At 71.6% G+C, this 23,270-nt stretch carries 16 protein-coding genes; 12 read left to right on the top strand and 4 right to left on the bottom strand.

Features of this window, described 5'->3' with window-relative positions:
• Positions 1-28: 28 nt before the first annotated feature.
• On the bottom strand, positions 29-1,183 hold the full coding sequence (locus tag ACIBSV_RS00225; RefSeq protein WP_395858614.1) for an ROK family protein: 1,155 nt from the start codon (positions 1,181-1,183) through the stop codon (positions 29-31).
• A gap of 148 nt (positions 1,184-1,331) precedes the next feature.
• Here ACIBSV_RS00225 and ACIBSV_RS00230 point away from each other — a divergent pair, with 148 nt between their 5' ends.
• From ACIBSV_RS00230 to ACIBSV_RS00265, 8 genes are all read left to right on the top strand, one after another.
• Positions 1,332-2,099 (top strand): amino acid ABC transporter ATP-binding protein, encoded by a 768-nt coding sequence (locus ACIBSV_RS00230; protein ID WP_395858615.1) that lies wholly within the window; start codon positions 1,332-1,334, stop codon positions 2,097-2,099.
• A 179-nt stretch (positions 2,100-2,278) separates the two neighbouring features.
• Entirely contained in the window at positions 2,279-3,244 is a 966-nt protein-coding gene (locus tag ACIBSV_RS00235; RefSeq protein ID WP_395858616.1) for a glutamate ABC transporter substrate-binding protein, read from the top strand.
• 178 nt (positions 3,245-3,422) lie between these two features.
• Entirely contained in the window at positions 3,423-4,067 is a 645-nt protein-coding gene (locus tag ACIBSV_RS00240) for an amino acid ABC transporter permease (RefSeq protein ID WP_331770682.1), read from the top strand.
• On the top strand, positions 4,064-4,927 hold the full coding sequence (locus ACIBSV_RS00245; protein ID WP_395858617.1) for an amino acid ABC transporter permease: 864 nt from the start codon (positions 4,064-4,066) through the stop codon (positions 4,925-4,927). The genes ACIBSV_RS00240 and ACIBSV_RS00245 overlap by 4 nt, the downstream gene beginning before the upstream one ends.
• Positions 4,928-5,043: 116 nt before the next feature.
• The gene (locus ACIBSV_RS00250; protein ID WP_395858618.1) at positions 5,044-6,012 is read left to right on the top strand and encodes an asparaginase; all 969 of its coding nucleotides are present in this window, start codon (positions 5,044-5,046) and stop codon (positions 6,010-6,012) included.
• Between the two features lie 124 nt (positions 6,013-6,136).
• On the top strand, positions 6,137-6,910 hold the full coding sequence (locus ACIBSV_RS00255; RefSeq protein ID WP_395858619.1) for a copper homeostasis protein CutC: 774 nt from the start codon (positions 6,137-6,139) through the stop codon (positions 6,908-6,910).
• A 125-nt stretch (positions 6,911-7,035) separates the two neighbouring features.
• Complete coding sequence (locus ACIBSV_RS00260; protein WP_395858620.1) at positions 7,036-7,515, top strand: VOC family protein; 480 nt, start codon at positions 7,036-7,038, stop codon at positions 7,513-7,515.
• A gap of 338 nt (positions 7,516-7,853) precedes the next feature.
• Entirely contained in the window at positions 7,854-8,813 is a 960-nt protein-coding gene (locus ACIBSV_RS00265) for a helix-turn-helix domain-containing protein (protein WP_395858621.1), read from the top strand.
• Between the two features lie 133 nt (positions 8,814-8,946).
• Here ACIBSV_RS00265 and ACIBSV_RS00270 read toward each other — a convergent pair whose 3' ends face one another.
• Complete coding sequence (locus ACIBSV_RS00270; protein ID WP_395858622.1) at positions 8,947-11,445, bottom strand: hypothetical protein; 2,499 nt, start codon at positions 11,443-11,445, stop codon at positions 8,947-8,949.
• Positions 11,446-11,513: 68 nt separating this feature from the next.
• Between ACIBSV_RS00270 and ACIBSV_RS00275 the strand changes: the two genes are divergently transcribed.
• On the top strand, positions 11,514-12,371 hold the full coding sequence (locus ACIBSV_RS00275) for a tyrosine-protein phosphatase (protein ID WP_395858623.1): 858 nt from the start codon (positions 11,514-11,516) through the stop codon (positions 12,369-12,371).
• Here the strand turns inward: ACIBSV_RS00275 and ACIBSV_RS00280 are convergent.
• Positions 12,266-12,883 (bottom strand): TetR family transcriptional regulator, encoded by a 618-nt coding sequence (locus ACIBSV_RS00280; protein ID WP_395858624.1) that lies wholly within the window; start codon positions 12,881-12,883, stop codon positions 12,266-12,268. The two genes, ACIBSV_RS00275 and ACIBSV_RS00280, sit on opposite strands and share 106 nt — an antisense overlap.
• A 275-nt stretch (positions 12,884-13,158) precedes the next feature.
• Between ACIBSV_RS00280 and ACIBSV_RS00285 the strand changes: the two genes are divergently transcribed.
• Both ACIBSV_RS00285 and ACIBSV_RS00290 read left to right on the top strand, forming a co-directional pair.
• Positions 13,159-15,693, top strand: coding sequence for an alpha-L-rhamnosidase C-terminal domain-containing protein (locus ACIBSV_RS00285; RefSeq protein WP_395858625.1), 2,535 nt, complete (start codon positions 13,159-13,161; stop codon positions 15,691-15,693).
• Positions 15,694-15,864: 171 nt separating this feature from the next.
• Positions 15,865-17,391, top strand: a complete 1,527-nt coding sequence (locus ACIBSV_RS00290; protein WP_395858626.1) for a long-chain fatty acid--CoA ligase — start codon at positions 15,865-15,867, stop codon at positions 17,389-17,391.
• 332 nt (positions 17,392-17,723) lie between these two features.
• Here ACIBSV_RS00290 and ACIBSV_RS00295 read toward each other — a convergent pair whose 3' ends face one another.
• On the bottom strand, positions 17,724-20,045 hold the full coding sequence (locus ACIBSV_RS00295) for a glycosyl hydrolase family 18 protein (RefSeq protein WP_395858627.1): 2,322 nt from the start codon (positions 20,043-20,045) through the stop codon (positions 17,724-17,726).
• A gap of 618 nt (positions 20,046-20,663) precedes the next feature.
• On the opposite strand from ACIBSV_RS00295, the gene ACIBSV_RS00300 reads away from it, so the two are divergent.
• Positions 20,664-23,246: a collagenase gene (locus tag ACIBSV_RS00300; protein WP_395858629.1), complete on the top strand. Its 2,583-nt coding sequence runs from the start codon at positions 20,664-20,666 to the stop codon at positions 23,244-23,246.
• Positions 23,247-23,270 lie beyond the last annotated feature (24 nt).

The following is a 23,270-nucleotide window of genomic DNA, read 5'->3' on the forward strand; positions in this document are numbered from 1 at the left end:
TCCGTCCGCGCGCACCGGCCGCGGCGGCTCAGCGGGCGCTGAGGGTGTCGTCCACCCATTCGCTGGCCAGTACCTCGTCCAGAACCAGTGCCCCGGCGCCCAGCATGCACGCGTCTCGGCCGGTCACGGCGGTGGCGATCTCCAGGTCGCGGGTGGCCAGCGGCAGGCAGCGTTCGTAGATGGCTCCGCGGACGGCGGCGACGAACGGTTCGGCCGCCGACAGGCCGCCGCCCAGGACCAGTACGTCGGGGTTGAAGAAGTTCACCAGCGGGGTCAGCACCTGACCGGCCAGGCGGCCGGCGTTGCGCACCAGTGTGGTCACCTCCGGGACGCCGTCGTTGACCAGTTCGACGAGTTGCCGCGACGAGGAGACCTCGATCCCCTGCGCGCGCAGCGTCCGCCGCAGCGCCGCGCCGCTCGCGTGCGCCTCCAGGCAGTCGGAGTGGCCGCACGAGCAGGTGACCGGTTCGGGGACGTGCACCGGGACGTGGCTGATGTCGCCGGCCGCGCCCCGCCCCCGGTGCAGCTTCCCGGACGCGATGATGCCGCAGCCGATCCCGGTGCCGGCCTTGACCGCCATCAGGTTGTCCCGGTCCGGCCAGCCGTAGCGGTGTTCGCCCACCGCCATCAGATTGGCGTCGTTCTCCACCACCACGCGTACGCCCAGCAGTTCGCTCATCCGGCGGCCGATCGGGTACTCGTTCCAGCCCGGCATCCGCGAGGGTGCGACCACCTTGGCGGCGCCCGGGTCGACCGGACCGGGCATGCCGATGCCGACCCCGAGCAGCGGCAGTCGCTCGACCGTCGCCTGACGGAGCGTCACCCGGATGTGCTCCAGCAGGCGTTCGCTCACCCGCTCGGGACCCTCGGCGATGTCGCCCGGGAGTTCGTGTTCCAAAAGCACACGGCCGGCCAGGTCCAGCACCGCCATCCGCACGTGGTGGGTACCCACGTCGACGGCCACCACCACGCCCGCGTTCTCGTGCAGCCGTAGTTGCCGGGGACGACGGCCGCCCCGCGAGGCGCCCTCGCCGTCCTCGCGCAGCAGGCCCGCGTCGATGAGTTCCTCCACGCGCAGCGAGACGCTCGACGGGGCCATGCCGCTCAATCGGGCGAGTTCCGCCCGGGATCGACCGTGCCCCTTGGCCACCAGTCGCACCAGGTCACCCGCGCTTCCAGCCAACGTCCCACTCCCGTTCGAGGCACACCTGCTGCGGTACGGCTGTGACAGGAATAGCACACCAGGTAATAACCAGCAAGGCATTGACTTCCTTCGAATTTCGCTTCTACTGTCACACGAAACTTCGATTCCGAACAAAGATGGAGCGTTGATGAAGTCCGCGTCGCCTTCTTCCGCCGTACTGACGCCCATGGTCGAGGCACGCGCCATCAACAAGTCGTTCGGCGCGGTCCGCGTGCTGACCGATGTGGACCTGACCGTCGCCGCCGGCGAGGTGGTCGTGCTGATCGGCCCCTCCGGCGCGGGCAAGTCGACGCTGTGCCGCTGTCTGAACCGGCTGGAAAACGTCGATTCGGGCGTGGTTCTACTGGATGGGGAGGAACTGCCCGCCGAGGGTCGGGCATTGGCCCGGCTGCGCACCGAAGTGGGCATGGTCTTCCAGCAGTTCAACCTGTTCGCGCACAAGACCGTGCTGCAGAACGTCACGCTCGGGCCGACCCGGGTCAAGGGGCTGTCCGCGAGCGACGCGGACCGGCAGGCCCGGGCGCTGTTGGACCGGGTCGGCATCGCCGACAAGGCGGACCACTACCCGGCGCAGCTGTCCGGCGGCCAACAGCAGCGCGCGGCCATCGCCCGGGCGTTGGCCATGCAACCCAAGGTGATGTTGTTCGACGAGCCGACCAGCGCGCTGGACCCGGAGATGGTCAACGAGGTCCTGGACGTGATGGTCGACCTGGCCCGCGAGGGGATGACCATGGTCGTGGTCACGCACGAGATGGGCTTCGCCCGCCGGGCCGCCGACCGGGTGGTCTTCATGGCGGACGGCCGAATCGTCGAGGTCGGCACGCCGGAGACCTTCTTCACCACCCCGACCACCGAACGCGCCCGGGACTTCCTGTCCAAGGTGCTCAACCACTGACCGCCCCGGCCGCCGCGCCACCGCCCGCCGGGCAGTCCGCGGCCCCGGTTCCCGGGTCACCGCGCCGGCACCGACCCCGGCCCATCGCGGCACCGCACCGCCGAGTCGGGGCCACCGCTCCGCTCCTCGGCCCCGAACGCCCTCGTCCCCCACACCCACCTGCGAAGGAAGGCCCCCCGATGTCCGGCTTCCCCCTGAGTCGCCTGCGCACCGCCGCGTCCCCGCGTCGCCTGCGCACCGCCGCCCCGGCGGTCCTCGCGGCACTGTCCCTGACCGCGCTGGCCGCCTGTTCCGGCGGCTCCTCCTCGGACGTCCCCGGCGGCCCCAAGCCCGCCGGCGAGGACGTCGCCAAGCAGGCCGACGTCGCGCCGGACACCGCGATCCTGCCCGGCTCCACGATGGCCAAGATCAAGGAGCGCGGCTACCTGATCGTCGGCGGCTCCCAGGACGCCCCGCTGTGGTCGCAGCTCAACCCGATATCCGGCAAGACCGACGGGTTCGACGCCGAGATGGGCCGGCTGCTCGCGAAGTACATCATCGGCAAGCCCGAGGTGAAGATCGTCAGTTCGGCCACCGAGACCCGTGAGGCGCTGCTCCAGAACGGCACCGTCGACGTGGTCTTCCAGACCTATACGATCACCCCCAAGCGGGCCGAACAGGTCGCGTTCGCGGGCCCGTACTACTCGTCGGGCCAGGCCATCCTGGTCAAGAAGGGCACCGGCGGCATCAAGCTGCCCGCCGACCTGAACGGCAAGACCGTCATCGCCGGCGCCAACACCCCCGCGATCGCCGCGATCAAGCAGGTCGCGCCGGACGCGAAGGTGGTCACCTTCGGCAGCGACCCCGAGTGCGTCACGGCGCTGCGCCAGGGCCGCGGCGACGCCTACGTCCAGGACCAGGCGCTCCTGGTCGCGGACGTGAAGCAGAACCCCGACACCACGGTGGTGGGCGAGCCGTTCACGGCCGATCCGTACGGCATCGGGCTCAAGCACGACGACGCCGCGTTCAAGACGTTCGTCAACGACTGGCTGCGCAAGATCGGCCAGAACGGCGCGTGGCAGACGGTCTGGAAGCAGACCCTCGGCACGGTCGTCGAGGGCAACCCGCCGACGCCGCCCGCGATCGGCGGCGTCCCCGGCTCCTGATCCCCCGGGTCGGGAGGGCGGCACGCCACACCCTCCCGGCCCGGGCCGCCCCGGGCCGGATCCCCTGCCGGCCCGGGCATCCGGCCCCAAGCCGCCGGCCGGCGCCCCGAAGCGGTCTTCCCGCGCGGCGGGACCCGCCCGCGCCCTCTCTCCGCCCTCTCCCGAAAGGCCATCGCCGATGGATGTCGTGCTGCGACATCTCTCCGCCTTCACCGACGGCATCACCACCACGCTCGAACTCACCGCGTTGTCCTTCGCCGGCGCCCTGGTGATCGGCATCGTGGTGGCCGCCATGCGGGTGTCCCCCGTCGCCGCCCTGCGCGGAGTGGGCACCGTGTACGTGGAGACCTTCCAGAACACCCCGCTGCTGGTCCTGCTCGTCCTGTTCGTCTTCGGCCTGCCCGAAGTCGGGGTGATCTTCCCGCTGTTCACCACCGCGGTGATCGTGATCGCCCTCTACGAGGCGGCCTACATCGCCGAGGCCGTGCGTTCGGGGATCAACACCGTGTCCATCGGCCAGGCCGAGGCGGCGCGGGCGCTGGGACTGACCTTCGGCCAGTCGCTGCGCCTGGTGATCCTGCCGCAGGCGCTGCGCGGCGTGGTCCAGCCGATCGGCAACATCTTCATCGCGCTGACCATGAACACCTCGTTGGCGGCGGCGGTCGGGGTGGTCGAGCTGACCTCCGCCGCCAACCGGGTCAACCTGCTGGAGGCCCAGCCCATCCCGGTGTTCGTGGGTGCGGGTCTGGGCTACATGGTCATCTGCGCCGCGGCGGGTCTGCTCACCGGCGTCATCGAGCGGAAGGTGGCGATCGTGCGATGAGCGCGTCCCGAGTGCTGTTCGACGAGCCCGGCCCGATCGCGCGACGCCGGATGCGGATCGCCGGCATCGTGGTCGCCGTCGCGGTGGCCGCGCTGTTGGCCCTGGCCGTACGGCGGTTCGCCGACCACGGTCAGCTGGACGCGGACAAGTGGCGGCCGTACACCACGTGGCCGATGTGGCGCTACCTCCTGGAGGGCCTGTGGGCCACGCTGCGCGCCGCGGCGGTCGCCACCGCGCTGTCCGTGGCCGGTGGCATCGTGCTGGCCCTGGGCCGGCTGTCCCGGCGGCGCGCGCTGCGGTGGCCGGCCACCGTGTACATCGAGGTGATGCGCACGGTTCCGGTGCTGCTGCTGGTGTATCTGGTCCTGTTCGGGCTGCCGCACTACGGCGTGGACCTGCCGCTGTTCTGGAAGCTGGTGCTGCCGCTGTCGGTGTCCGCGGCGGCGATCTTCGCGGAGATCTTCCGGGCCGGGATCCTGTCCCTGGACCGGGGGCAACGCGAGGCGGGCCTGGCCGTCGGGCTGACCGACACACAGACGATGCGGCTGATCGTGCTGCCGCAGGCGGTACGCCGGTTGTTGCCGTCCCTGGTCAGCCAGTCGGTCGGCCTGCTCAAGGACACCTCGCTCGGCTTCATCGTCAGCTACTCCGAACTGCTGTACAGCGGGCGGGTGTTGGCCAGCTACAACCGGTTGTTGATCCAGACCTACATCATCATCGCGCTCGTCTACATCGTGCTCAACGCGTCGTTGTCCAAGCTGGCCCGCACGCTGGAGGCCCGGCAGGGCTTCCGACCGGCGGGTCGCCGGAGCCTGCGCACGCTGGTGCGCGCTCGTGCGCGCTCGGACGCGCGGCTGTGACGACCGTGCCGGTGGTGACCGCCGCGACGACGAGCCCTCGAACACCCGCGACACCCCCGTCACCGGCGGCCACTCGGTCGCAGGCCCCGCAGGACCCGATCCGCCAGGAGGACACCGTGCGCCCCGAACCCAGCCCGCGTTACGCCGAGTTGGCCGAGGTGGTCCGCTCCGGCTTCGTGGAGAGCCGGCACTTCGGCAGTCTGGTCGCGCTGGCCCCGGACGGGCGGCCCGCGATCGAGGTGGGCGACCCGAACGACCCGGTGATCCCGCGCTCTTCGGCCAAACCGTTCCAGGCGCTGGCCTGCCTGCGCGCGGGCGCGCCGCTGCACGGGGCGCACGTGGCGATCGCGGCGGGCAGCCACACCGGGCAGGACTTCCACGTCCACGCGGTGCACGAGATCCTGACGGCGGCCGGCCTGACCGCAGACGCGCTGCGGTGTCCGCCGAGCCGCCCGGAGGACGAGGCGGCGTACCGGGCGATGATCGGGCGCGGTGAGGGGGACTCGCGCGAGCGGATGAACTGCTCCGGCAAACACGCCGCGATGCTGGCCGCGTGTGTCGCGGCCGGTTGGCCCACCGACGGCTACCTCGATCCGGCGCACCCGTTGCAGCGGCTGGTCCGCGAGGGCATCGAGGAACTGTCCGGCGAACCGGTCGCGCACACCGCCGTGGACGGCTGCGGCGCACCGGTGTTCGCGATGACGCTGACCGGACTGGCCCGAGGCGCACGCGCGTTGGCCGTCGCGACGAGCGGGCCCGAGCGTACGGTCGCCGAGGCGATGCGTGCGCACCCGGAATTCGTGGGCGGGGAAGGGCAGGCCAACACCGAGGTGATGCGGCTGCTGCCCGGCGCGCTGGTCAAGGGCGGCGCCGAGGGCGTGTTCGTGGCCGCGACGACGGCCGGGCACGCGGTCGCGGTCAAGGTGATCGACGGCAGCCCGCGGGCCACCACCGCTCTCGCGCTGGCGGCACTGCGCGCGCTGGGCGTGGACACGGAGGCGGCGCGCGAGTGGGCTTCCGTACCGGTGCTCGGCGGCGGTCTGCCGGTCGGCGAGGTCCGGGTGACGGCCGACCTCCCGAACTAGGCCCTGCCCGGCGGCCTCCCGACGCGGTCGCCTCGCCGGGCCGTCCGGGTCCGGCCCGCCCCCAAGCTCTCCCGTACATCCGTTGGCTCCCCCTACTCCCGTTGTCCTCCAGGAGACTCACGACATGATCGTCACCGCCGGTCCCACCCCCGCCCTGACCTACGAGATCTGCATCGACGACGTTCCCGGCGCGCTCGCCGCCGAGCGCGTGGGCGCGCACCGCGTCGAGCTGTGCGCGGACCTGTTCGAGGGCGGCATCACGCCGAGTCTCGGCCTGATCGAGACCACCCTGGCCGCCGTCGAGGCCATCCGGGTCCATGTCATCGTGCGTCCGCGCGGCGGCGACTTCGTCTACGACGAGTACGAGGTCGCCGCGATGCGCCGGGACGTCGAGGCGATCCGGGCGGCCGGTGCGCACGGGGTGGTCATCGGCGCGCTGACCCCGGACGGCGAGTTGGACCGGCCGGCGATCGAAGAGCTGATGGCCGCCGCCGGCGACCGTTCGGTGACCTTCCACCGCGCCTTCGACATGACCCGCGACCCGCACGCCGCGCTGGAGGAGTTGATCGAGCTCGGCGTCGACCGGGTGCTCACCTCCGGTCAGGACAGCAGCGTGCTCGAAGGGGCACCGCTGATCGCCCGGCTGGTCGAACAGGCCGCGGGCCGGATCGTGATCATGCCGGGCGGCGGGATCACCGCCCGCAACATCGACCGCGTCCTGGCCGCCACCGGCGCGCGCGAGGTGCACTTCGCGGCGGGTGCGGTGCTGGAGAGCACGGCGACCCACCGCAACCCGTACCCGTACATGGGCGGTGCGCTGCGCCAACCGGAATACTCCCGCCGGGTGACCTCGGCGGAGGGGATCCGCGACGTGGTCGAGGCCGCCCGCAAGCGCTGATCGACGGCCCCGTCGACCGGGTCGGGAAATTCGGGGGATTCGTCGGCCGGGCACCGATGAGTTTGTGGTGCGGGACAGGTCGGTACTGGTGAACACAATCCCAGCACCCAGTACCGGAGGTCGCGATGACCGGCAAGGCCCTCACCACCTGCTTGTGGTTCGACGGACAGGCCGAGGAGGCCGCGAACCACTACCTGACCATCTTCGAGGACAGCAAGCTGGGCCGGATCGCCCGCTACAACGAGGCCGGCCCGGGTCCGGCCGGCTCGGTGATCACCGTGGAGTTCGAGATCAACGGGCAGCAGTTCGTCGGCCTCAACGGCGGACCCCAGTTCACCTTCGACGAGGCCATCTCGTTCCAGGTGCCCTGTGCCGACCAGGAAGAGGTCGACTACTACTGGGACAAGCTCTCCGAGGGCGGCCAGGAGGGCCCCTGCGGGTGGGTCAAGGACAAGTACGGCGTCTCCTGGCAGGTCGTCCCCACCGAATTGATCGACATGCTCACCGACGGGGATCAGAAGAAGGCGGCCCGTGCCACCGCGGTCATGCTCAAGATGGGCAAGCTCGACATCGCCGCCCTGCGCAAGGCGTACGACGGCGAGTGACCACGACGCCCGTTCGCCGACCGGATCGTGCGCCGTGAACGGCGTCGCCCCGGTCGGCCGTGCGCAGCGGAGGCAAGGGTTCCGGCAAGGCACGGGAAAGTGCCGGCGGAGGGCTGTCGGGACGGGGCGGGCGTCGCTAGCATGCGGGGACTCCGCTACTCCGTGACGTCGCCCGGCCACGAACGGTCGAACATCGATACCACACCCGGTATCGGGAACGTCTCGGGCGGGCGCGGCACGGTCCGATCGTCCCGGAGGCGTTGGTCATGCCGCACCGCTCGCCCGTCCCCGCGAGGCCCGTTCTCCTTCCGCCGGACCCGCTCGGGTCGGGATCCTCGGTGCCGGACAGGTTCTCGTCCGGCCCTTTCGCACCCGCCTTCGCCCCGGCCGGCCCCGGCGCCTCGGCCGCCTGCGCGTTCGATCGGGGATCCCGCGCCGCCGCGCCGATCGTCGAGGTTCTGCCGCATCCGTTGCTGCGGCCCGGTGTGCGGTTCTACCGGGGTTTGCGGGTCGCGTTCGATCGGCCGCGACGGCGGCTGGAGTTGCCGGTGGGCTTCGCCACGTTGGTGCTCGGGTTCGATCAGCGGATCCGGGTCGGGCCGGTGGCCGCGGATGCCGCGTCGAGCCGGGCCGGCACGTTCACATCGTTGTTCGCGGGCATCCGGACCAAGGCGGTGATCGGCGAGCATCGGGGGTTCGTGCACGGCATCGAGGTGGTGATGCATCCGTGGGCGGCGTACGCGATGTTCGGGGTATCGATGCACGAGTTGGCCGAAAATCTGGTCGATCCGAGTGAGTTCGCCGACGCGCGGATCCGCCGACTGACCGAACGGCTCGCCGAACTGCCCGACTGGCCCGCCCGGTTCGCGCTGCTGGACGCCACCCTGCTGCGCTGGCAGGCGAGTGGTCCCGGGCCCGCGCCCCGGGTACTGCGTGCCTGGGAGTTGTTGTCCGTGTCGGCGGGTCGGTTGTCGATCGGTGGCCTGGCTGCGGAACTGGGCTGGAGTGAGCGGCAGTTGGAGCGCAGGTTTCGGGAGCAGTTGGGTCTGAGGCCCAAGGCCGTGGCCCGGGTGCTGCGGTTGCAGGACGCGCTGCGCATGGTGATGGCGGGGCGGCCGTTGGCCGAGGTCGCCACCCGCACCGGGTTCTACGACCAGTCTCACCTCAACCGCGAGGTCAGGGCCGCCACCGGGCTCACTCCCGGCGGCTTCCTCGCCCACGCACCGCACGCGTCGGCCCGACCCACGCGCCTCGACGGCACGGTCACCACGGTGTTGCTGCCGCCTCCCCGGCCGTGAGGCGGAACGCGGGGCGGGCCTCCCCCATCGGGCCCGCCCCGCGTAATGCCCGTGCCCGACCGGGGCACCGGTCGGGCCGCCCGACCTCGGGGGGTGAGGCTCCGTGCGGGGCGTGACCAGGCTGCCGGGCCGGCTACGGGCGGGTATTGGAGAAAACCGACGTACCCGGGTCGCCGGGCCGAGCCGCCGGCGTGCCGGTCGTCGCGTGCCACCAGGCGGCGGCCCGATCGACCGCGAGTCGGTCCGCCCAGACGTCCTCGGGGTCGTCGGGCATCAGCAGTTCGGGAATCGTCAACCGCTGCTCGGGCTCCACTTCCCGCGACAACTCCCGCGCCGCGTCCGCGATCTCGCCCGGATCCGTCCCGGACCACTCGGCCAGACCCGCGTCCACGCCCTGGCCCCTCCGGACCAAATACGTGTCGTAGGGGTCGAATCCCGCCGTCAGGACGGCCGCCCGGGCCGATGACATCCCGGTCGCGGCGGCGAACGCGGCGACCGAACGGTGTGGCCACTGCGCCGTGCCCCGGTCGTGATGCAGGCGCAACAGCGCGGCGATCCGGGCCATGCCGCCCCAGCCGGCGCAGACCCGCTCGGTGACGATAGCCCCGAACGGCGCCGCGCCGAACCGGCCGTCGGGTTCGTACTCCAGCACCGAAACGATCTTGCCGCGCGGCGCACGCGAACGCTGGAGCACGATCGCGCAACCGCGTACGGTGCGGCACACGGTGTCCTGCTCGGGTGGGTACCCGGAGTCCACCTCGACCTCCAGCACCCGCCAGCGACCGCCGGGGTCCCCCAGTTCCGGTACCGCCCAGATCCGCAGGTGGTCGCGGGCGAGTTCGCGTTGGTGCTCGAGGCTCCCGGAGCCGGGGATCAGCGCGAGCCGCAACGCCCGATTGCCGAGCCGGCCCAACGTCCTCTCCCAGCCCAGGGCGTCGACCAGGTGCACCGTCTGCGGCGGCACGTCGACGGTCGGGTCGGCGCACACGGTCGCGACCCGAACGACGCGCTCGAACATGTCCTGCATCGAGGTGTAGTACCGCGCCCGCAGGGCGCCCGCGTCGGCCCGCGGATGGGGCCGGGGCTCGGTACGCAACACCACGGCGGTCGAAGCGGCGTCCCCGGCCGCGGGCCGGTCCAGGTGACGCGCCGCCAGTTCGCGGCATTCGACGGCGGTCCAGACCGTACCGGCGATGCCTTCGAGCAGGCGGTCCGCGCGGATCCCCGGGAGCAGCGGGTCCAGTACTTCGCGCAGCGCCCGATAGGCGTCGGCCACCTCGCGGGACGGGGAGCCGACCTCGATCCGGCGGCCGATCTCGGTGAGTCGGGCGCCGAGTTCGCGGTCCACGGCGGCCAGGATGCGGTCGGCCAGGGCCCGGTCGGCGGCCCGCAGGACCCGCGAGCCGGCCTTGTCGCGAGGGACGAGGTCCGCCCACAGGTGCGCGGGCGGCACGAGTTCGCTACCGGCCGCCCAGCGGTGCCTGCGCCGACCCACGCTGTGCGACCCGGACGAGCCGTGCGGCCGGGATGGGCCCTGGTACCACCGGGCGGTGATCACCCCGTCGGCGTCCGCCAGTTCCCACCACCCGGCCACGGTCCGGCGCAGTGCCCGGACCCGCTCGCCACCGACCGGGACGAAGGTCGAGCAATCGGCCGGCCGGGGTTCCTTCGGGCCGATCCGGACCGCGGTGAGCAGGCCGGCCTCGAAGCGGTGGCGGTGCGTGGCGACGACGGAGGAGCCCCCGGTCTTGGGGAGCCGGACGCGCAGCGGGCCGGCCACCCGGCGTCGGGCGTCGAAGACCAGCGCGCGCATGCCACCGATCACCGCGAACCCGGCGCGTGCGTCGGCGTTCTCCCCGTCCACGAGATCCACGGGGTGGACGTCGTCACCGGAGTCGAACCCGGTGAAGCGGTCGAGCGCCCGGTGTCCCAGTTCGTCGACGAGTCCGGCGCGCCAGGTGCGCGCGAGCAGCGCGGCCGGGTCGGTGCCCAGCAACTCGCCGACCGGCGGGCCCGCCGCCGGGTGCGCGTCGACCAGCCGGGCCGGACCCAACAGGTCCAGGTAGTACACCGCCTCGTGCAGCGCGGGCAGGCTGCCGGCCCGGACTGCGGCGACCCAGGTGTGCAGGGCTTCGAGCAGCACGTCCAGCAGGCCGGGCGAGGCCAGGGCCGCGTCGACGGCCTCGGGGCGGGTGCGCAGCAGCGCGAAGACCGGGCAACCCAGCGCGAGCAGGTCGGCCCGCCGATCCAGGACCGCGTCCCGCAGCAGCGGCCGAAATCTCGGGTCGGCGCACACGGCGGCGAGTCCGCCCCGACGCTTGCGCAGGTCCAACCACGGCGCGAGACGAAGCGCGACGTCGGCCGGCGGGTCGGCCACCGGCACACCGGCGTCGAGCGCGGCGTCCAGCAGATCCAGGTCCACGTCCCGGTCCGGCAAGGTGCCCCGGCGCTTGACCTCGACCGCCGCCAGGACGTCGGCGACCTCGCCGGCCGCGCGCAGTCGCCCGGCCAACTCGCGCAGGGCCTCCCGATCCCGCCCGGTGATCCGACGCCCTGTCAGCTTCCCCAACAGTTCCCGCAGTTCCTCACCGGCCGGGCACCGGCCCGGCGCACCCGTGTCCTTGTCGTCCATGGCCGTCCCCCGTCGTTCGTTTCGATGCGATCGCGTCCCGGTGCCGCGTCCCCGAGCCGCGGTCACGTTTGTACCAGCACGGTCCGCCGGCCGTCGGGCGCGAACCCGGCCCGCCGGAGGCCGAGAGCCTGCTCGACGGCCTGGGCATCGGCCTGCTCCCGGACCTGCGCGGCCCGATCGAGCGCACCGCCCGCCCGTGGCCCGAACTGCCCTCGGGCGTGCGCGTGCACCCGCTGCCCGTCACCCCGGCGCCGAGCACCGGCGCGACGGCCTGCCCGGAACCCTTCGGTGCGGTCGACTTCGGCCGCTGGTATGCCGAGTCGGCCGTGCATTACGCCGACCTCCCGGCCGAGGCCGTGCACCTCCCGGCCGCCCCGAGTTGCCCGCCCACGCTGATCCACTGCACCGCCGGCAGGGACCGCACCGGCATCGTGATCGCCGCCGTGCTCGAACTCCGGGGCGCGACCGCAGAATCGATCACCGGTCGGCGCGACCGCCGACTACACCCGCGCCGAGGACGCGCTGCCCGCGCTCCGGGCCGGCAACGGCATCGCCGTTCCCGGCCTCGACCACGCCGCGATGCCCGCGGTCATCCAGCGTGCGCCGGCTGCCGCCATGCGCACGTGCCCGAGCGAACCGGGCACCACTCGGGGTGGTTTCACCAGCCTGCTCGCCGCGTTCGGGCGTCACGGTCGAGCACATCGCGGCCGTGCGCGAGCGGCTGCGCGTCGACTCGTCCGGTCACCGAACCCATCCCGTCCACCGCGTCACCGGACGCCCTCGCCGTCGAGGGCGCCCTTTCGCGTGCCCGGCGCCGGGATCAATCGTGGTCTGCGGGGTCCGCGGCGGTGCCGGCGGTGCCGGCGGTCGCGGTGGCGTACGCCGCCGGGTCGGCGGCCAGGTCGCGGATCAGGGTGAGGGCGTAGGACTCGATGGCGGTGACCAAATCGACCTCGGTGGGGTCGAGCAGCCATTGCAGTTGCAGGCCGTCCATCGTGGCGAGCAGCTCGGCGGCCTTGTGCGCCGGGTCGATCTCGGCGCGGATCTCGCCGGTGGCCTGGGCATCGGTGATGATCCGCGCGACCAGTGCGCGCAGTCGCCGATAGCGCTGCACGAAGTAGTCGTGGGCGGGATCCTCCGGGTCCAGGTTCTCCATGGTCAGCACCGCCAACAGGCGCGCGAGACCCGGTTCGCGCCGATTGCGATGCGCGGAGGCGGGCAGCTCCCGGATCGCCCGCAGGCCACCGACGGCCACCGACTCCTGGGCGAACTCGATGCTCTGCGCGCCGCGGCGCTCGATCACCGCCTGCAACAGGCCCTCCTTGCTGCCGAAGTAGTACAGCAGGGCGGGCTGGGTGATCCCGGCGCGGGCCGCGACCTCGGCCAGCCCGGTGCCGCGAAAGCCGCTGCGGGCGAAGAGTTCGCTTGCGATGGTCACCAGTTCCTCGCGCCGGCGCGCGCCGCGCTCGCTTCGCCCCGGGCCGCGGCGGGGCTGGGGGCTCTGCCGGGACGGCTTCCCGCGACCCTCGTCATCTCCGCGTGTTCTCTCAGTCACGGTGAGCACCCTAGCATTTTTATCTAGTGGTTAGTAAAAAACGGGGTTAGGGTGTGGTCCGCCGAGCGGCGGTCCGGGGGGTCCCCGCCGTTCGGGATCCGGGAGTCCCGCGTGCGATGCCGGGAACCGAGGGTCGAGAAATCGGGAGGACACGCGCGATGCGAGACACGTTCGCGAACCGTCGTTGGCAGGGCCAGTGGCTCTGGACGGAGCACGGCGCGGTGGGGGCGCCACCACCCGAGAACCCGATGAACGGATCCCTCGACCCCGAGCGATTCGACCGCCGGGTGTTGTTCCGGCGCACCTTCGAACTGACCGAGATTCCCCGGCTCGCGCCGTTCAGGATCAGTTCCGACTCCCGGCACGTGCTCTACGTCAACGGCGTCGAACTGACCCGGGGCCCGATCCGGCACGGCGCGCGGCGGCTGTACTACGACGTCGGCGACGCGGCGGCGGCACTGCGCCCCGGGCGCAACGTGATCGCGGTCCTGGTCCGGTTCTACGGCCACCGCACCGCGTGGTGGGCGCCCTCCCCGACCACCTACACTCTCGGCGGCGGCGCGCTGGTCGCCGAGTTCGGCGTCGGCACGGACACCTGGATCGCCACCGACACGTCCTGGCGCTGCCTCGAATCGCACGCCTGGACACCGTGCGCGCCGCAGTCCACCGTCTCCCCGCAGATCCCCGAGATCCTGGACGGCCGACGGCTCGACCCGGCCTGGAAGGGCGCCGAGTTCGACGACGAACGCTGGCCCGCGGCAACGGTGTTGCCCGCCTCGCACGTGGGCAGCGCGGGCGCCACCCGGCCGCCCACCGAGCCGTACGGCGCACTGCTGCCCAACCCGCTGTCCAAGCCCGGCGGTTCGATCCGCGAGCCCGCCTCCTTCGTTACCGCCACACCGACCGCGACCGCGCGTCCGCAGGGCCCGCTCGGCTTCACGGACATACACGCCGCCCTGGCCGAGGCACTCGCCGAGATCCGCCCCGAGGCCCGGCCCGACCGCCTGCCCGACGCGGGCGACGCACCCGCGCCCCCGTCGTTGGCTCTGGCGGCCGGATACCGGTTGGTGGTCGCCGACTTCGGCATGATGGTCAGCGGCACGCTGCGGATCGACCTCGAAGCAGCCCCGGATACCCTGCTGTTCGGCGCGCTCACCGAGTCGCCGACCCTGGCCGCGCTCGCCGGCGCGGCACTGTTCGCCTACACCGCTCGCGGCGGCGACGGCGAGCGGTTCGAACTCGGAGATCCGGCGGGTGGACGGTACATCGTGCTCGTCGTCTGCGGCACCGGCCCGACCCGGATCGCGCCGACCGTTGCCGAGCGGCTGCGCCCGCGCCCACCGGGCCCGTACTTCGCCTGCTCGGACCCGCTGTTGGAGGAGATCCACCGGGTGGGTCTGCGCACCGTGGACCTGACCGCGCACGACGCCTACATCGACTGCCCCAGTCGCGAACAGCGGGCCTGGACCGGCGACGCGGTCGTGCACCAGTCGGTCGACCTGGTCAACAACGCCGACTGGAGCCTGGCCCGGCATCAGCCGCTGCTCACCGCGACCCCGCGGGTGGACGGCCTGCTGCCGATGGCGGTCGCGGGCGACGCCGGCGATCCGGACCTGGTCACCATTCCGGACTGGTCGCTGCACTGGGTGCGTTCGGTGCACAACCTCTACCGCTACACCGGCGACCGGGCGCTGGTCGCCCGGCTGTTGCCCACCGCGGAGGCGGTGCTCGACTGGTTCACCGCCTTCCTCGGCCCGGACGGCCTGGCCGGGGACGTCACCGGATGGGTCCTGATCGACTGGTCGCCCGTACAGGTCGAGGGGACCAGCGCGGCACTGAACGCGCTGTGGGCGCGCGCCCTGGGCGACTTCGCCGAGATGGCCGACTGGCTCGGCGACGCCAACCGGGCCGCGTGGGCCCGCGGTCTGCACGACGCGGTGCGCGCCGGCTTCGAGATCTTCTGGGATCACCAACGCGGCGGCTATCGCGATCACGCGGTCCGGGACGTGGTGCGGCCCGCGATGAGCGAGCACACCACCGCCGCGGCCGTCTGCGCGGGCCTGGTCCCGGCCGAACGCGCGGACCGGGTACGGGATTTCCTGCTCGATCGCGAGGCGATGTTCACCCTCGCCCCGGTCGCCGCGCACGGTGGCGACGCGGACGGCGCACCGACCGGACACGAGGTCGCGCTCTTCGTGCCGCCCGCGGTGACCTGGGACGTCAGCGGTCGGGTCGTCGGCGCCCAGCCCTTCTTCCGTTACGTCGTGCACGACGCGCTGGCCCTGCTCGGCGCCGCCGACACGCTCACCGGGCTGTACCGCGACTGGGAGCGCCTGCTGGCCACCGGTCCCACCGCGTGGCGGGAGACCTGGGAGGGCGGCACCTACTGCCACGGCTGGTCCTCCACGCCCAGCCGCGACCTGCTGGTGTACACGCTCGGCGTCACCCCGGCCGAACCCGGCTACGCCAAGGTCCGCGTCGCCCCGCGACCGGGCGGGCTGGACTGGGTCGAGGGCGTGGTACCCACCCCGCACGGGCCGGTCCACGTCCGCGTCGAGGGCACCCGCGTACACGTGCGATCCCCGGTCCTCGTCGTGCTCGTGGCCCGGGACGGCAGCGTCGCCGAGCATCCCGCGGGCACGTTCGACGCGCTCCTGGAGGCCCCCCGGCCGAGCGCCCGGCCCGGGGCATGAATCGCGGTCGGCCATGACCACCGCCACCCCGCACACCCCGCCCGGACCGGTCAAGCCCTGCCCTGCCAAGCCCTGATCCCGCTGCTCCGCTCGGCTTCCTTCCCTGCTCCGCTTCCTGCCCTGCTCCGCTCCCCGATCGGCGCCCGGCGCCGCATACCCCTGGAGTGCCTCGTGCAGCAACAACTCGGTGTGGCCGCTCTGTTGAGCGATTCCGCGCTGCGCTTCCCGGACCACGTCGCCGTCGTCGAGGGCGAAACCCGGGTCACCTACCGGCAGTTGTGGGACGACGTGCTGCGCTGCGCGGCGGCGCTGCGCGCACGCGGCGTCCGGCCGGGCGATCGGGTCGCGCTGATGTTGCCGAACATCGCGCTGTTCCCGCGCGTGTACTACGCGATCATCGCGGCCGGCGCCTCGGTCGTGCCGATCCACGCGCTGCTCGTCGCGGACGAGGTCGAGTTCGTCCTGCGGCACAGCGATTCGGTGCTCGCGGTGAGCGGCGGGCCGCTGTGGCCGACCGCGCTGGCCGCCGCCGAAGCGGCCGGCATACCCGTGCTGGAGGCCGACCACGAGCACCCCGGCGAGCCGTCGGCCGCCGCGCATCCGACCGCGGCCGACGACATCGCGGCCATCCTGTACACCAGCGGCACCACGGGTCGGCCCAAGGGCGCCAGGCTGACCCACCTCAACCTCGTGCTGAACGCCACCGTCTGCGCTCAGGACCTGCACGAACTCCGCCCCGAGGACGTCGTGTTGGGCTGCCTGCCGCTGTTCCACAGCTACGGCCAGACCTGCGCGATGAACGCCGCGCTGCGCGCCGGTGCCACGCTGGTCCTGATGCCGCGCTTCGACCCGGCCGACGCGCTCGACCTGATCGTCCGCGAGGGGGTGAGCGTCTTCATGGGCGTGCCGACCATGTTCCACGCGCTCGCCGAGGCGGCGAGCGGGCGCACCATGCCGAGCCTGCGCCTGGCGGTGTCCGGCGGCGCGGCCCTTCCGGTCGCCGTGCTGGAACGTTTCGAGACGGCGTTCGGCGCGCATGTGTTCGAGGGGTACGGACTCACCGAGACGTCCCCAGCGGCGACCTTCAATCAGCGCGTGCTCGGCCGCCGGCCCGGGACGGTCGGGCACGCCATCCGCGGCGTGGAGGTGGCGGTGGCCGCCGCCGACGTGGAGGCGCGCATCGACCTGCTGCCGGTCGGAACGGTCGGTGAGGTGGTGATCCGCGGTCACAACGTCTTCGCGGGCTACCTCGACGACCCGGAGGCGACCGCGGCGGCGATCGTGGACGGCTGGTTCCGCACCGGCGACCTCGGCGTGGTCGACGAGGACGGGTTCCTGTCCATCGTCGACCGCAAGAAGGACCTGGTCATCCGGGGCGGCTACAACGTCTATCCCCGCGAGGTCGAGGAGGTGTTGGCCCGCCACCCGGCGATCGCCCAGGTCGCGGTGTACGGGGCCGCGCACGAGGCGCTCGGCGAGGAGGTACACGCCGCCGTCGTGCTGCGCCCCGCGCCGACGGGCACACCGGCGCCCACCCCCGAGGAATTGATCGCCTGGTCCCGCGAGCACCTCGGGCGGCACAAGTACCCACGCGTGATCCGCCCGGTCGACGCACTCCCGCTCGGCCCCACCGGCAAGATCCTCAAGCGAGCCCTGCGCGAGTCCCTCCCGGCGGCCGCCGGCAACGCGGAGCACTGACCGCGGGTTCGCGCACGGCAACGACGGGGCCGGCTCGATCCGAATACCGGCCGCCAACTGCGGCCTGGCCACGGTGCCGATGGGTGCCGGCCCCAAGGGCCTGCCCACCGCCGTGCAACTCGTCGGCCGCCCCGCCGGCGAACCCCTCCTGCTCGCGATCGCCGCCCAACTCCAACGAGCCAACCCCTGGCCCCGGCACGCCCCGGCGTACAGCACACCCCGACCCCGCCCACCGGATGCGGTGGGCGGGGTCGGGGTCCGCCGGGCGGGCCGGACGGAAGGAAGGTCGGGAGCGGCCACTCACCGGCGTCCCGACCTTCCGATCAGGTGGGCTACTTGAGCCCGTTGTCGACCGCGGTCATCAACACCCCGGTATCTCCGCTCATCTCCCAGAGCATCGCGCCCAGGAGGTTCTTGGTACGGAGCCAGGCCGTCTTCTTGCCGATGGACCACGTGTCGTCGAAGGTCCACCACTGGCCGTTGTTGCCGGTGTAGCCATAGGTCGAGACCGATTGTTCGTCGTGGTAGACGGTCAGGTTCGGTACCGACGCGATCAGGTTGGCGTAGCCCCTGGTGCCGGCTTCCTCCGGGAACTGGCCCGGTGCGGCCCCGTTGGCGGCCTGCCATTCGCCGTGCGCCCCGCCGTCCGTGACCTGTTGCCAGCCACGGCCGTAGAAGGCCAGCCCGAGCACGAGCTTGCGCGGGTCGACGCCCTGGTCCAGGTAGTACTGGACGGTGGATTCCACGCTGAACTTGGTCGGGTACGGGTCACCCGCGTCGACGTACAGGTTGCCCTGGTTGCCGGTGCGGTTGGGTTCCCAACTGTTGTCGCTGCCGGAACCGTGGAAGTCGTAGCCCTGCACGTTGGCGAAGTCCATGTAGTCGAACACGCCGGGCGTGCCGTCGTTCGTGGTGATGTCCCAACCGGCGTCGATCTTGCCGGGGTCGGCCGGGGTGAACGCGGTGAGCAGGTACTTCTTGCCTGTGGTCGCGGTCAGCGCCTCCATCTGCCTGCGGAACTCGGCCATCAGCAGGGTGAGGTTGTTCTTGTCGGCGGTCGAGATGTGGTTGCCGGCGTGGCCCTCGGCGCCGGGCCACTCCCAGTCGATGTCGAACCCGTCGAAGACGCCGGCCGCGACACCGGTGCCGCCGCGTCCGTTGGTCACCGGCAGGTTGCCCTTGAGGTACATGTCCACGCAGGACTTCACGAACTTCTGCCGCGACGCGTCGGTCTTGGCGGCGTCCGAGAAGTACTTGCTGTACGTCCAGCCGCCGATCGAGATCAGCGACTTCAACTTCGGGTACTTGGCCTTGAGTTGAAGAAGCTGGTTGTAGCTTCCGGCGAGCGGCTGGTTCCAGGTGTCCGCGGTCCCGTTGACGGACTCGCCCGCACCGACCGAGCGTTCGTAGTCGGCCCAGGAATCGCCCGCGCCGTCGCCCTGGTTGGGATCCTGGGGCCCCGGGAGGGTGGCTCGGGTGACTCCGTTCATGCAGGTCAGGTTGGTCGGATCGATGTTGGAGAAGGCGTAGTTGAGGTGGGTCAGCCTGGCCGCGGCACCGGAGGTGTCCAGCGACTTCATCGTGTAGGCGCGTCCGTAGATGCCCCACTGCACGAAGTAGCCCACGCGCACGTAGTCGTTGCCGGGGGTGCCCCCACCGGTGGTCTTGACCGTCAGCGGCGCACTGGCCGGGCCGGTCTGGTCGATGGTGTCCCGGGCGACCACCGTGTACGTGTACGTGGTGTTCGCGGTCAGACCGGTGTCCCCGTAGGTGGTGGTGGTCACCGTCGCGATCCTGGTCGCGCCCCGGTAGACGTCGTAGTTCTTGATGCCGTGATCATCGGTCGCCGCCGCCCAGTTGATCGTCAGCGAGGTGTCGGTGACCGCGCTCGCCGTCGGCGTGCCCGGCGCGGTCGGTGGGGTGTCCGGGCCGCCCGTGGGCCTGGTGCGCAGCGTGCCCGTGGGCCCGGCGGGCCCGGTCTGGCCGATCGTGTCCCGGGCGACGACCTTGTACACGTAGGCGGTGTCGGCGGTCAGCCCGGTGTCGGTGTAGGCGGTGCCGGCGGTCGTGCCGACCACGGTGTTGCCTCGGTAGACGTCGTAGTTCTGGATGCCCTTGTCGTCGGTGGCCGCCGCCCAGCTCAGCGAGATCGAGTCGACGGTGGTCGCGGTCGCGGTGGGCTGCCCGGGGGCGCTCGGCGGGTTGTCCGTCGGCGGCGCGCCGTCGCAGGGACCGCCGTTCACCTTGCAGTTGCTCGGACTTCCCGGTCCGCTGCCGACGAAGCCGAACTTGACGCCGGCGCCGGGCGCGAGCGAGCCGTTGTACTCCCGGTTCTTCGCGGTGATCCGCGTTCCGGATTTGGTGATGAGCGTGTCCCAGTACGCACCCACGCTGGTGCCGGTGGGGAAGTCCCACTCGACGGTCCAGCCCGTGATCGTGGCGGTACCGGTGTTCTTGATCGTCCACTCCGCCTGGAAGCCACTGCCCCAGTCGGAGGTCTTGACGAATGTGGCGGTCGCGCCCGCGGCGGCCTGCGCGGGCGCGGCCGACAGGCCGACCATCGCGGCGAGCGGGAGCAGCAGGGCCGCGAAGATCGCGACGAACCTCTTGCCCGGCTTGGTGCGTTTGGTGCGCCTCACGGTTCCGATGGCCATGGGTGCTCCTGGATTTGGGATCCGATGGAGAACCTGCGCCCCACAATGAGCCGGGATGTCCGGCTCACACAGTAGAGCGAGCGTAGTGAAGGTCTGGACCAATAATCAAGGTCTAGACCAGTAGGGATCAGCGCGGACCGGGATCGATCGGAATGCACTCATCGGCGCGGCAATTCCGGTTGGACACAGGGCCGTTGATCGATTCGGCACGCGCCCGCGACCGAATCGGATCGCCCGCGCGACCGACTGCCACCCCGCCGTCCCTGTCGCCACGGGGGCACCACCACCCCCGTCGATCCCGACGGCCCCACCGTCGCCGAACGCCGCCCCGACGGCTGCCGTTTCGTTGGCCGCATTCGGTGTTCGACAGGCCTTCACGCAAAATGTGATTTGTGACATGGTACATGTCACGCAGCGGCCCGGACGCTCCCCTTCCGGTCCACTACGGCACCAACTGCCTTGCCACCGTTGGGCTTTGCGGTGAGGCAGGTACCAGGACCACACTCGCGCCGACTCCGAAGTCCCAGATCGGGGCCGACGTCGAACCGCTCATGCCGTGGCACCACCCCCATCGGAGGCGCGCGTGCGCGCGACCTCTGTTCCGCAAGGAGACGGTCTTTGCGAACCAAACCGGCACGACAGGGACTTCGCCGCATCGCGGTGGTCACCATCTCGCTCGCCATGGGCTTCGGGTTGTTCACCCAGCCCGGATCGGCCGCCCCCTCCGATCCGGCTGCGACGACGTCGACAGCCCAGGCGACCTCCACCTCCGCTTCCACCTCCGGCCCGTCGGCCGGCACCGCCCCCAGCGCATCGGCCGACCGAACCACGCACACCCAGGGCAAACCGCTTGCGGTACCCGACCAACCGCCGCTGTCCGCGAGCGCGCCGGACAGCGCCCGGCGCGACTACGGCGACCCGTCGAGCGCCGTACTGCCGGCTCGCCCGTCCATGGCCGGCGAGCGACGCGCCGCAGCGGCCTGCACGGTCGCCGACTTCGCGAGCCGCACCGGCGCCGCGCTCGTCCAGCAGATCAAGGCGTCGACCACGGACTGTGTCAACACGCTGTTCACGGTCACCGGGCCCGACGCCGCCTCGATCTTCCGTGAGGCGCAGATGACCACGGTCGCCTACGCCCTGCGCGACCTCGCCGGCTCCTATCCGGGCAACGGCAGCACCGGCGCCCCGCAGATCGTGCTCTTCCTGCGGGCCGGCTACTACGTGCACTGGTACAACGAATCCACCGTCGGCACCTACGGCCCCACGTTGCAGACCGCCATCCGGTCCGGTCTGGACGCCTTCTACGCCAACGCACACTCCTCCGACGTCACCGACGCCAACGGCGAGACATTGGCCGAGGCCGTCACCCTGATCGACAGCGCCCAGGAGAACGCCCGCTACCTGTCCGTGGTCAAGCGCCTGTTGGCGGGCTACAACAGCTCGTACGACGCGTCCTGGTGGATGAAGGCCGCGGTCAACAACGTCTTCACCGTGCTCTTCCGGGGCCACCAGGTTCCCGAGTTCGTCACCGCGGTGCAGGCCGACCAGAGCGTCATCGACGCGGTCGACAGATTCGCGACCGCGCACCGCGACCTGCTCGGGACCGACCGCGCGTACCTGACCACCAACGCGGGTCGCGAACTGGTCCGGTTCGTCCAGTATCCGACCCTCCAGGCCAAGGTGCGCCCGATGGTGCGCACGCACCTGGCGGCCACCTCGATCACCGGGCCGACCGCGCCGCTGTGGGTCGCACTGGCCTCGGGAACGGACTACTACGACAAGGCACAGTGTGCCTATTACAACACCTGCAACCTCCAGGCCCGACTGACCGCGGCCGTGCTGACCGTGGACTACACGTGCAGTACGAGCATCCGCATCCGCGCGCAGGAGATGACCCCGGCCAACCTCACCGCCGCGTGCACCAGCCTGCGCAACCAGGACGCCTACTTCCACGGCGTGGTCGCGGACAACGGCCCGGTGGCAGGCGATCTCAACACCAAGATCGAGGTCGTGGTCTTCGACTCCAGCACCGACTACCAGACCTACGCCGGCGCGATCTTCGGCATCGACACCAACAACGGCGGCATGTACCTGGAGGGCGACCCGAGCGCGGCCGGCAACCAGCCGCGCTTCATCGCCTACGAGGCCGAGTGGACGCGCCCCGCGTTCGAGATCTGGAACCTCAATCACGAGTACACGCACTACCTCGACGGCCGCTTCGACATGGCCGGCGACTTCGACGCCGGCGTCAGCACCCCGACCATCTGGTGGATCGAGGGCTTCGCGGAGTACGTCTCCTACTCCTACCGCAACCTGCCCTACGACGCGGCGATCACCGAGGCGGGCAAGCACACCTACGCGCTGAGCACGGTCTTCGACACCACCTACTCCCACGACACGACCCGCATCTACCGCTGGGGCTACCTCGCGGTGCGGTACATGCTGCAAAAGCACCCCGCGGACGTCACCCGGCTGCTGGGCTACTACCGCGCGGGCGACTGGACCGGCGCCCGCACGTTCCTGACGAGCACCATCGGCAACCGCTACGACAGCGACTGGTACACGTGGCTGGCCGCCTGCGCGGCCGGCGAGTGCGGCGGCGGAACTCCCGCCAACCGGCCGCCGGTGGCGCAGTTCACCAGTGCCGTCAACGGCACCTCGGTCGCCTTCACCGACACCTCCACCGACCCCGACGGCACCATCGCCACCCGCGCCTGGGACTTCGGCGACGGCACCACCTCGACCGCGATCAACCCGACCAAGACCTACGCCGCCGGCACCTACGCCGTACGATTGACCGTGACCGACAACGGGGGCGCCACCGCGACCGTCACCCACAACGTCACGGTCACCGGCGGCGGCACCGCCGAGTGCACCGATCCCGACATCCGCGCCCTGGCCAAGAACTGCCGGCGCAGCGCGCTGTCCGCGGCGACGGGTGGAAACGACAAGCTCTACTTCTACATCTACATCCCGGCGGGTACCGCCCGCCTGAACATCACCACCGCCGGCGGCACCGGCAACGCCGATCTCTACTACAACAGCACCGTGTGGGCCACGAACACCGCCTACACCGCCAAGTCCACCCAGAGCACAAACGCCGAGACGCTGACCATCACGGCGCCGCACGAGGGGTACCACTACATCACCCTGCACGCGAAGCAGACCTTCGCCGGCACATCGGTCACCACGACCTTCTGACCGACACCACCGAGCGACAGCACA

The sequence above is a fragment of the Embleya sp. NPDC050154 genome (assembly GCF_044460165.1).
In the GTDB taxonomy this organism is placed as follows: Bacteria; Actinomycetota; Actinomycetes; order Streptomycetales; family Streptomycetaceae; genus Embleya.

Excerpts from the sequence above, each read along its gene's own strand:
- ACIBSV_RS00255 (WP_395858619.1), top strand. The coding sequence starts at position 6,137 with ATGATCGTCACCGCCGGTCCCACCCCCGCCCTGACCTACGAGATCTGC.
- ACIBSV_RS00230 (WP_395858615.1), top strand. The coding sequence starts at position 1,332 with ATGAAGTCCGCGTCGCCTTCTTCCGCCGTACTGACGCCCATGGTCGAG.
- ACIBSV_RS00240 (WP_331770682.1), top strand. The coding sequence starts at position 3,423 with ATGGATGTCGTGCTGCGACATCTCTCCGCCTTCACCGACGGCATCACC.
- ACIBSV_RS00270 (WP_395858622.1), bottom strand. The coding sequence starts at position 11,445 with ATGGACGACAAGGACACGGGTGCGCCGGGCCGGTGCCCGGCCGGTGAG.
- ACIBSV_RS00260 (WP_395858620.1), top strand. The coding sequence starts at position 7,036 with ATGACCGGCAAGGCCCTCACCACCTGCTTGTGGTTCGACGGACAGGCC.
- ACIBSV_RS00235 (WP_395858616.1), top strand. The coding sequence starts at position 2,279 with ATGTCCGGCTTCCCCCTGAGTCGCCTGCGCACCGCCGCGTCCCCGCGT.
- ACIBSV_RS00295 (WP_395858627.1), bottom strand. The coding sequence starts at position 20,045 with ATGGCCATCGGAACCGTGAGGCGCACCAAACGCACCAAGCCGGGCAAG.
- ACIBSV_RS00245 (WP_395858617.1), top strand. The coding sequence starts at position 4,064 with ATGAGCGCGTCCCGAGTGCTGTTCGACGAGCCCGGCCCGATCGCGCGA.
- ACIBSV_RS00285 (WP_395858625.1), top strand. The coding sequence starts at position 13,159 with ATGCGAGACACGTTCGCGAACCGTCGTTGGCAGGGCCAGTGGCTCTGG.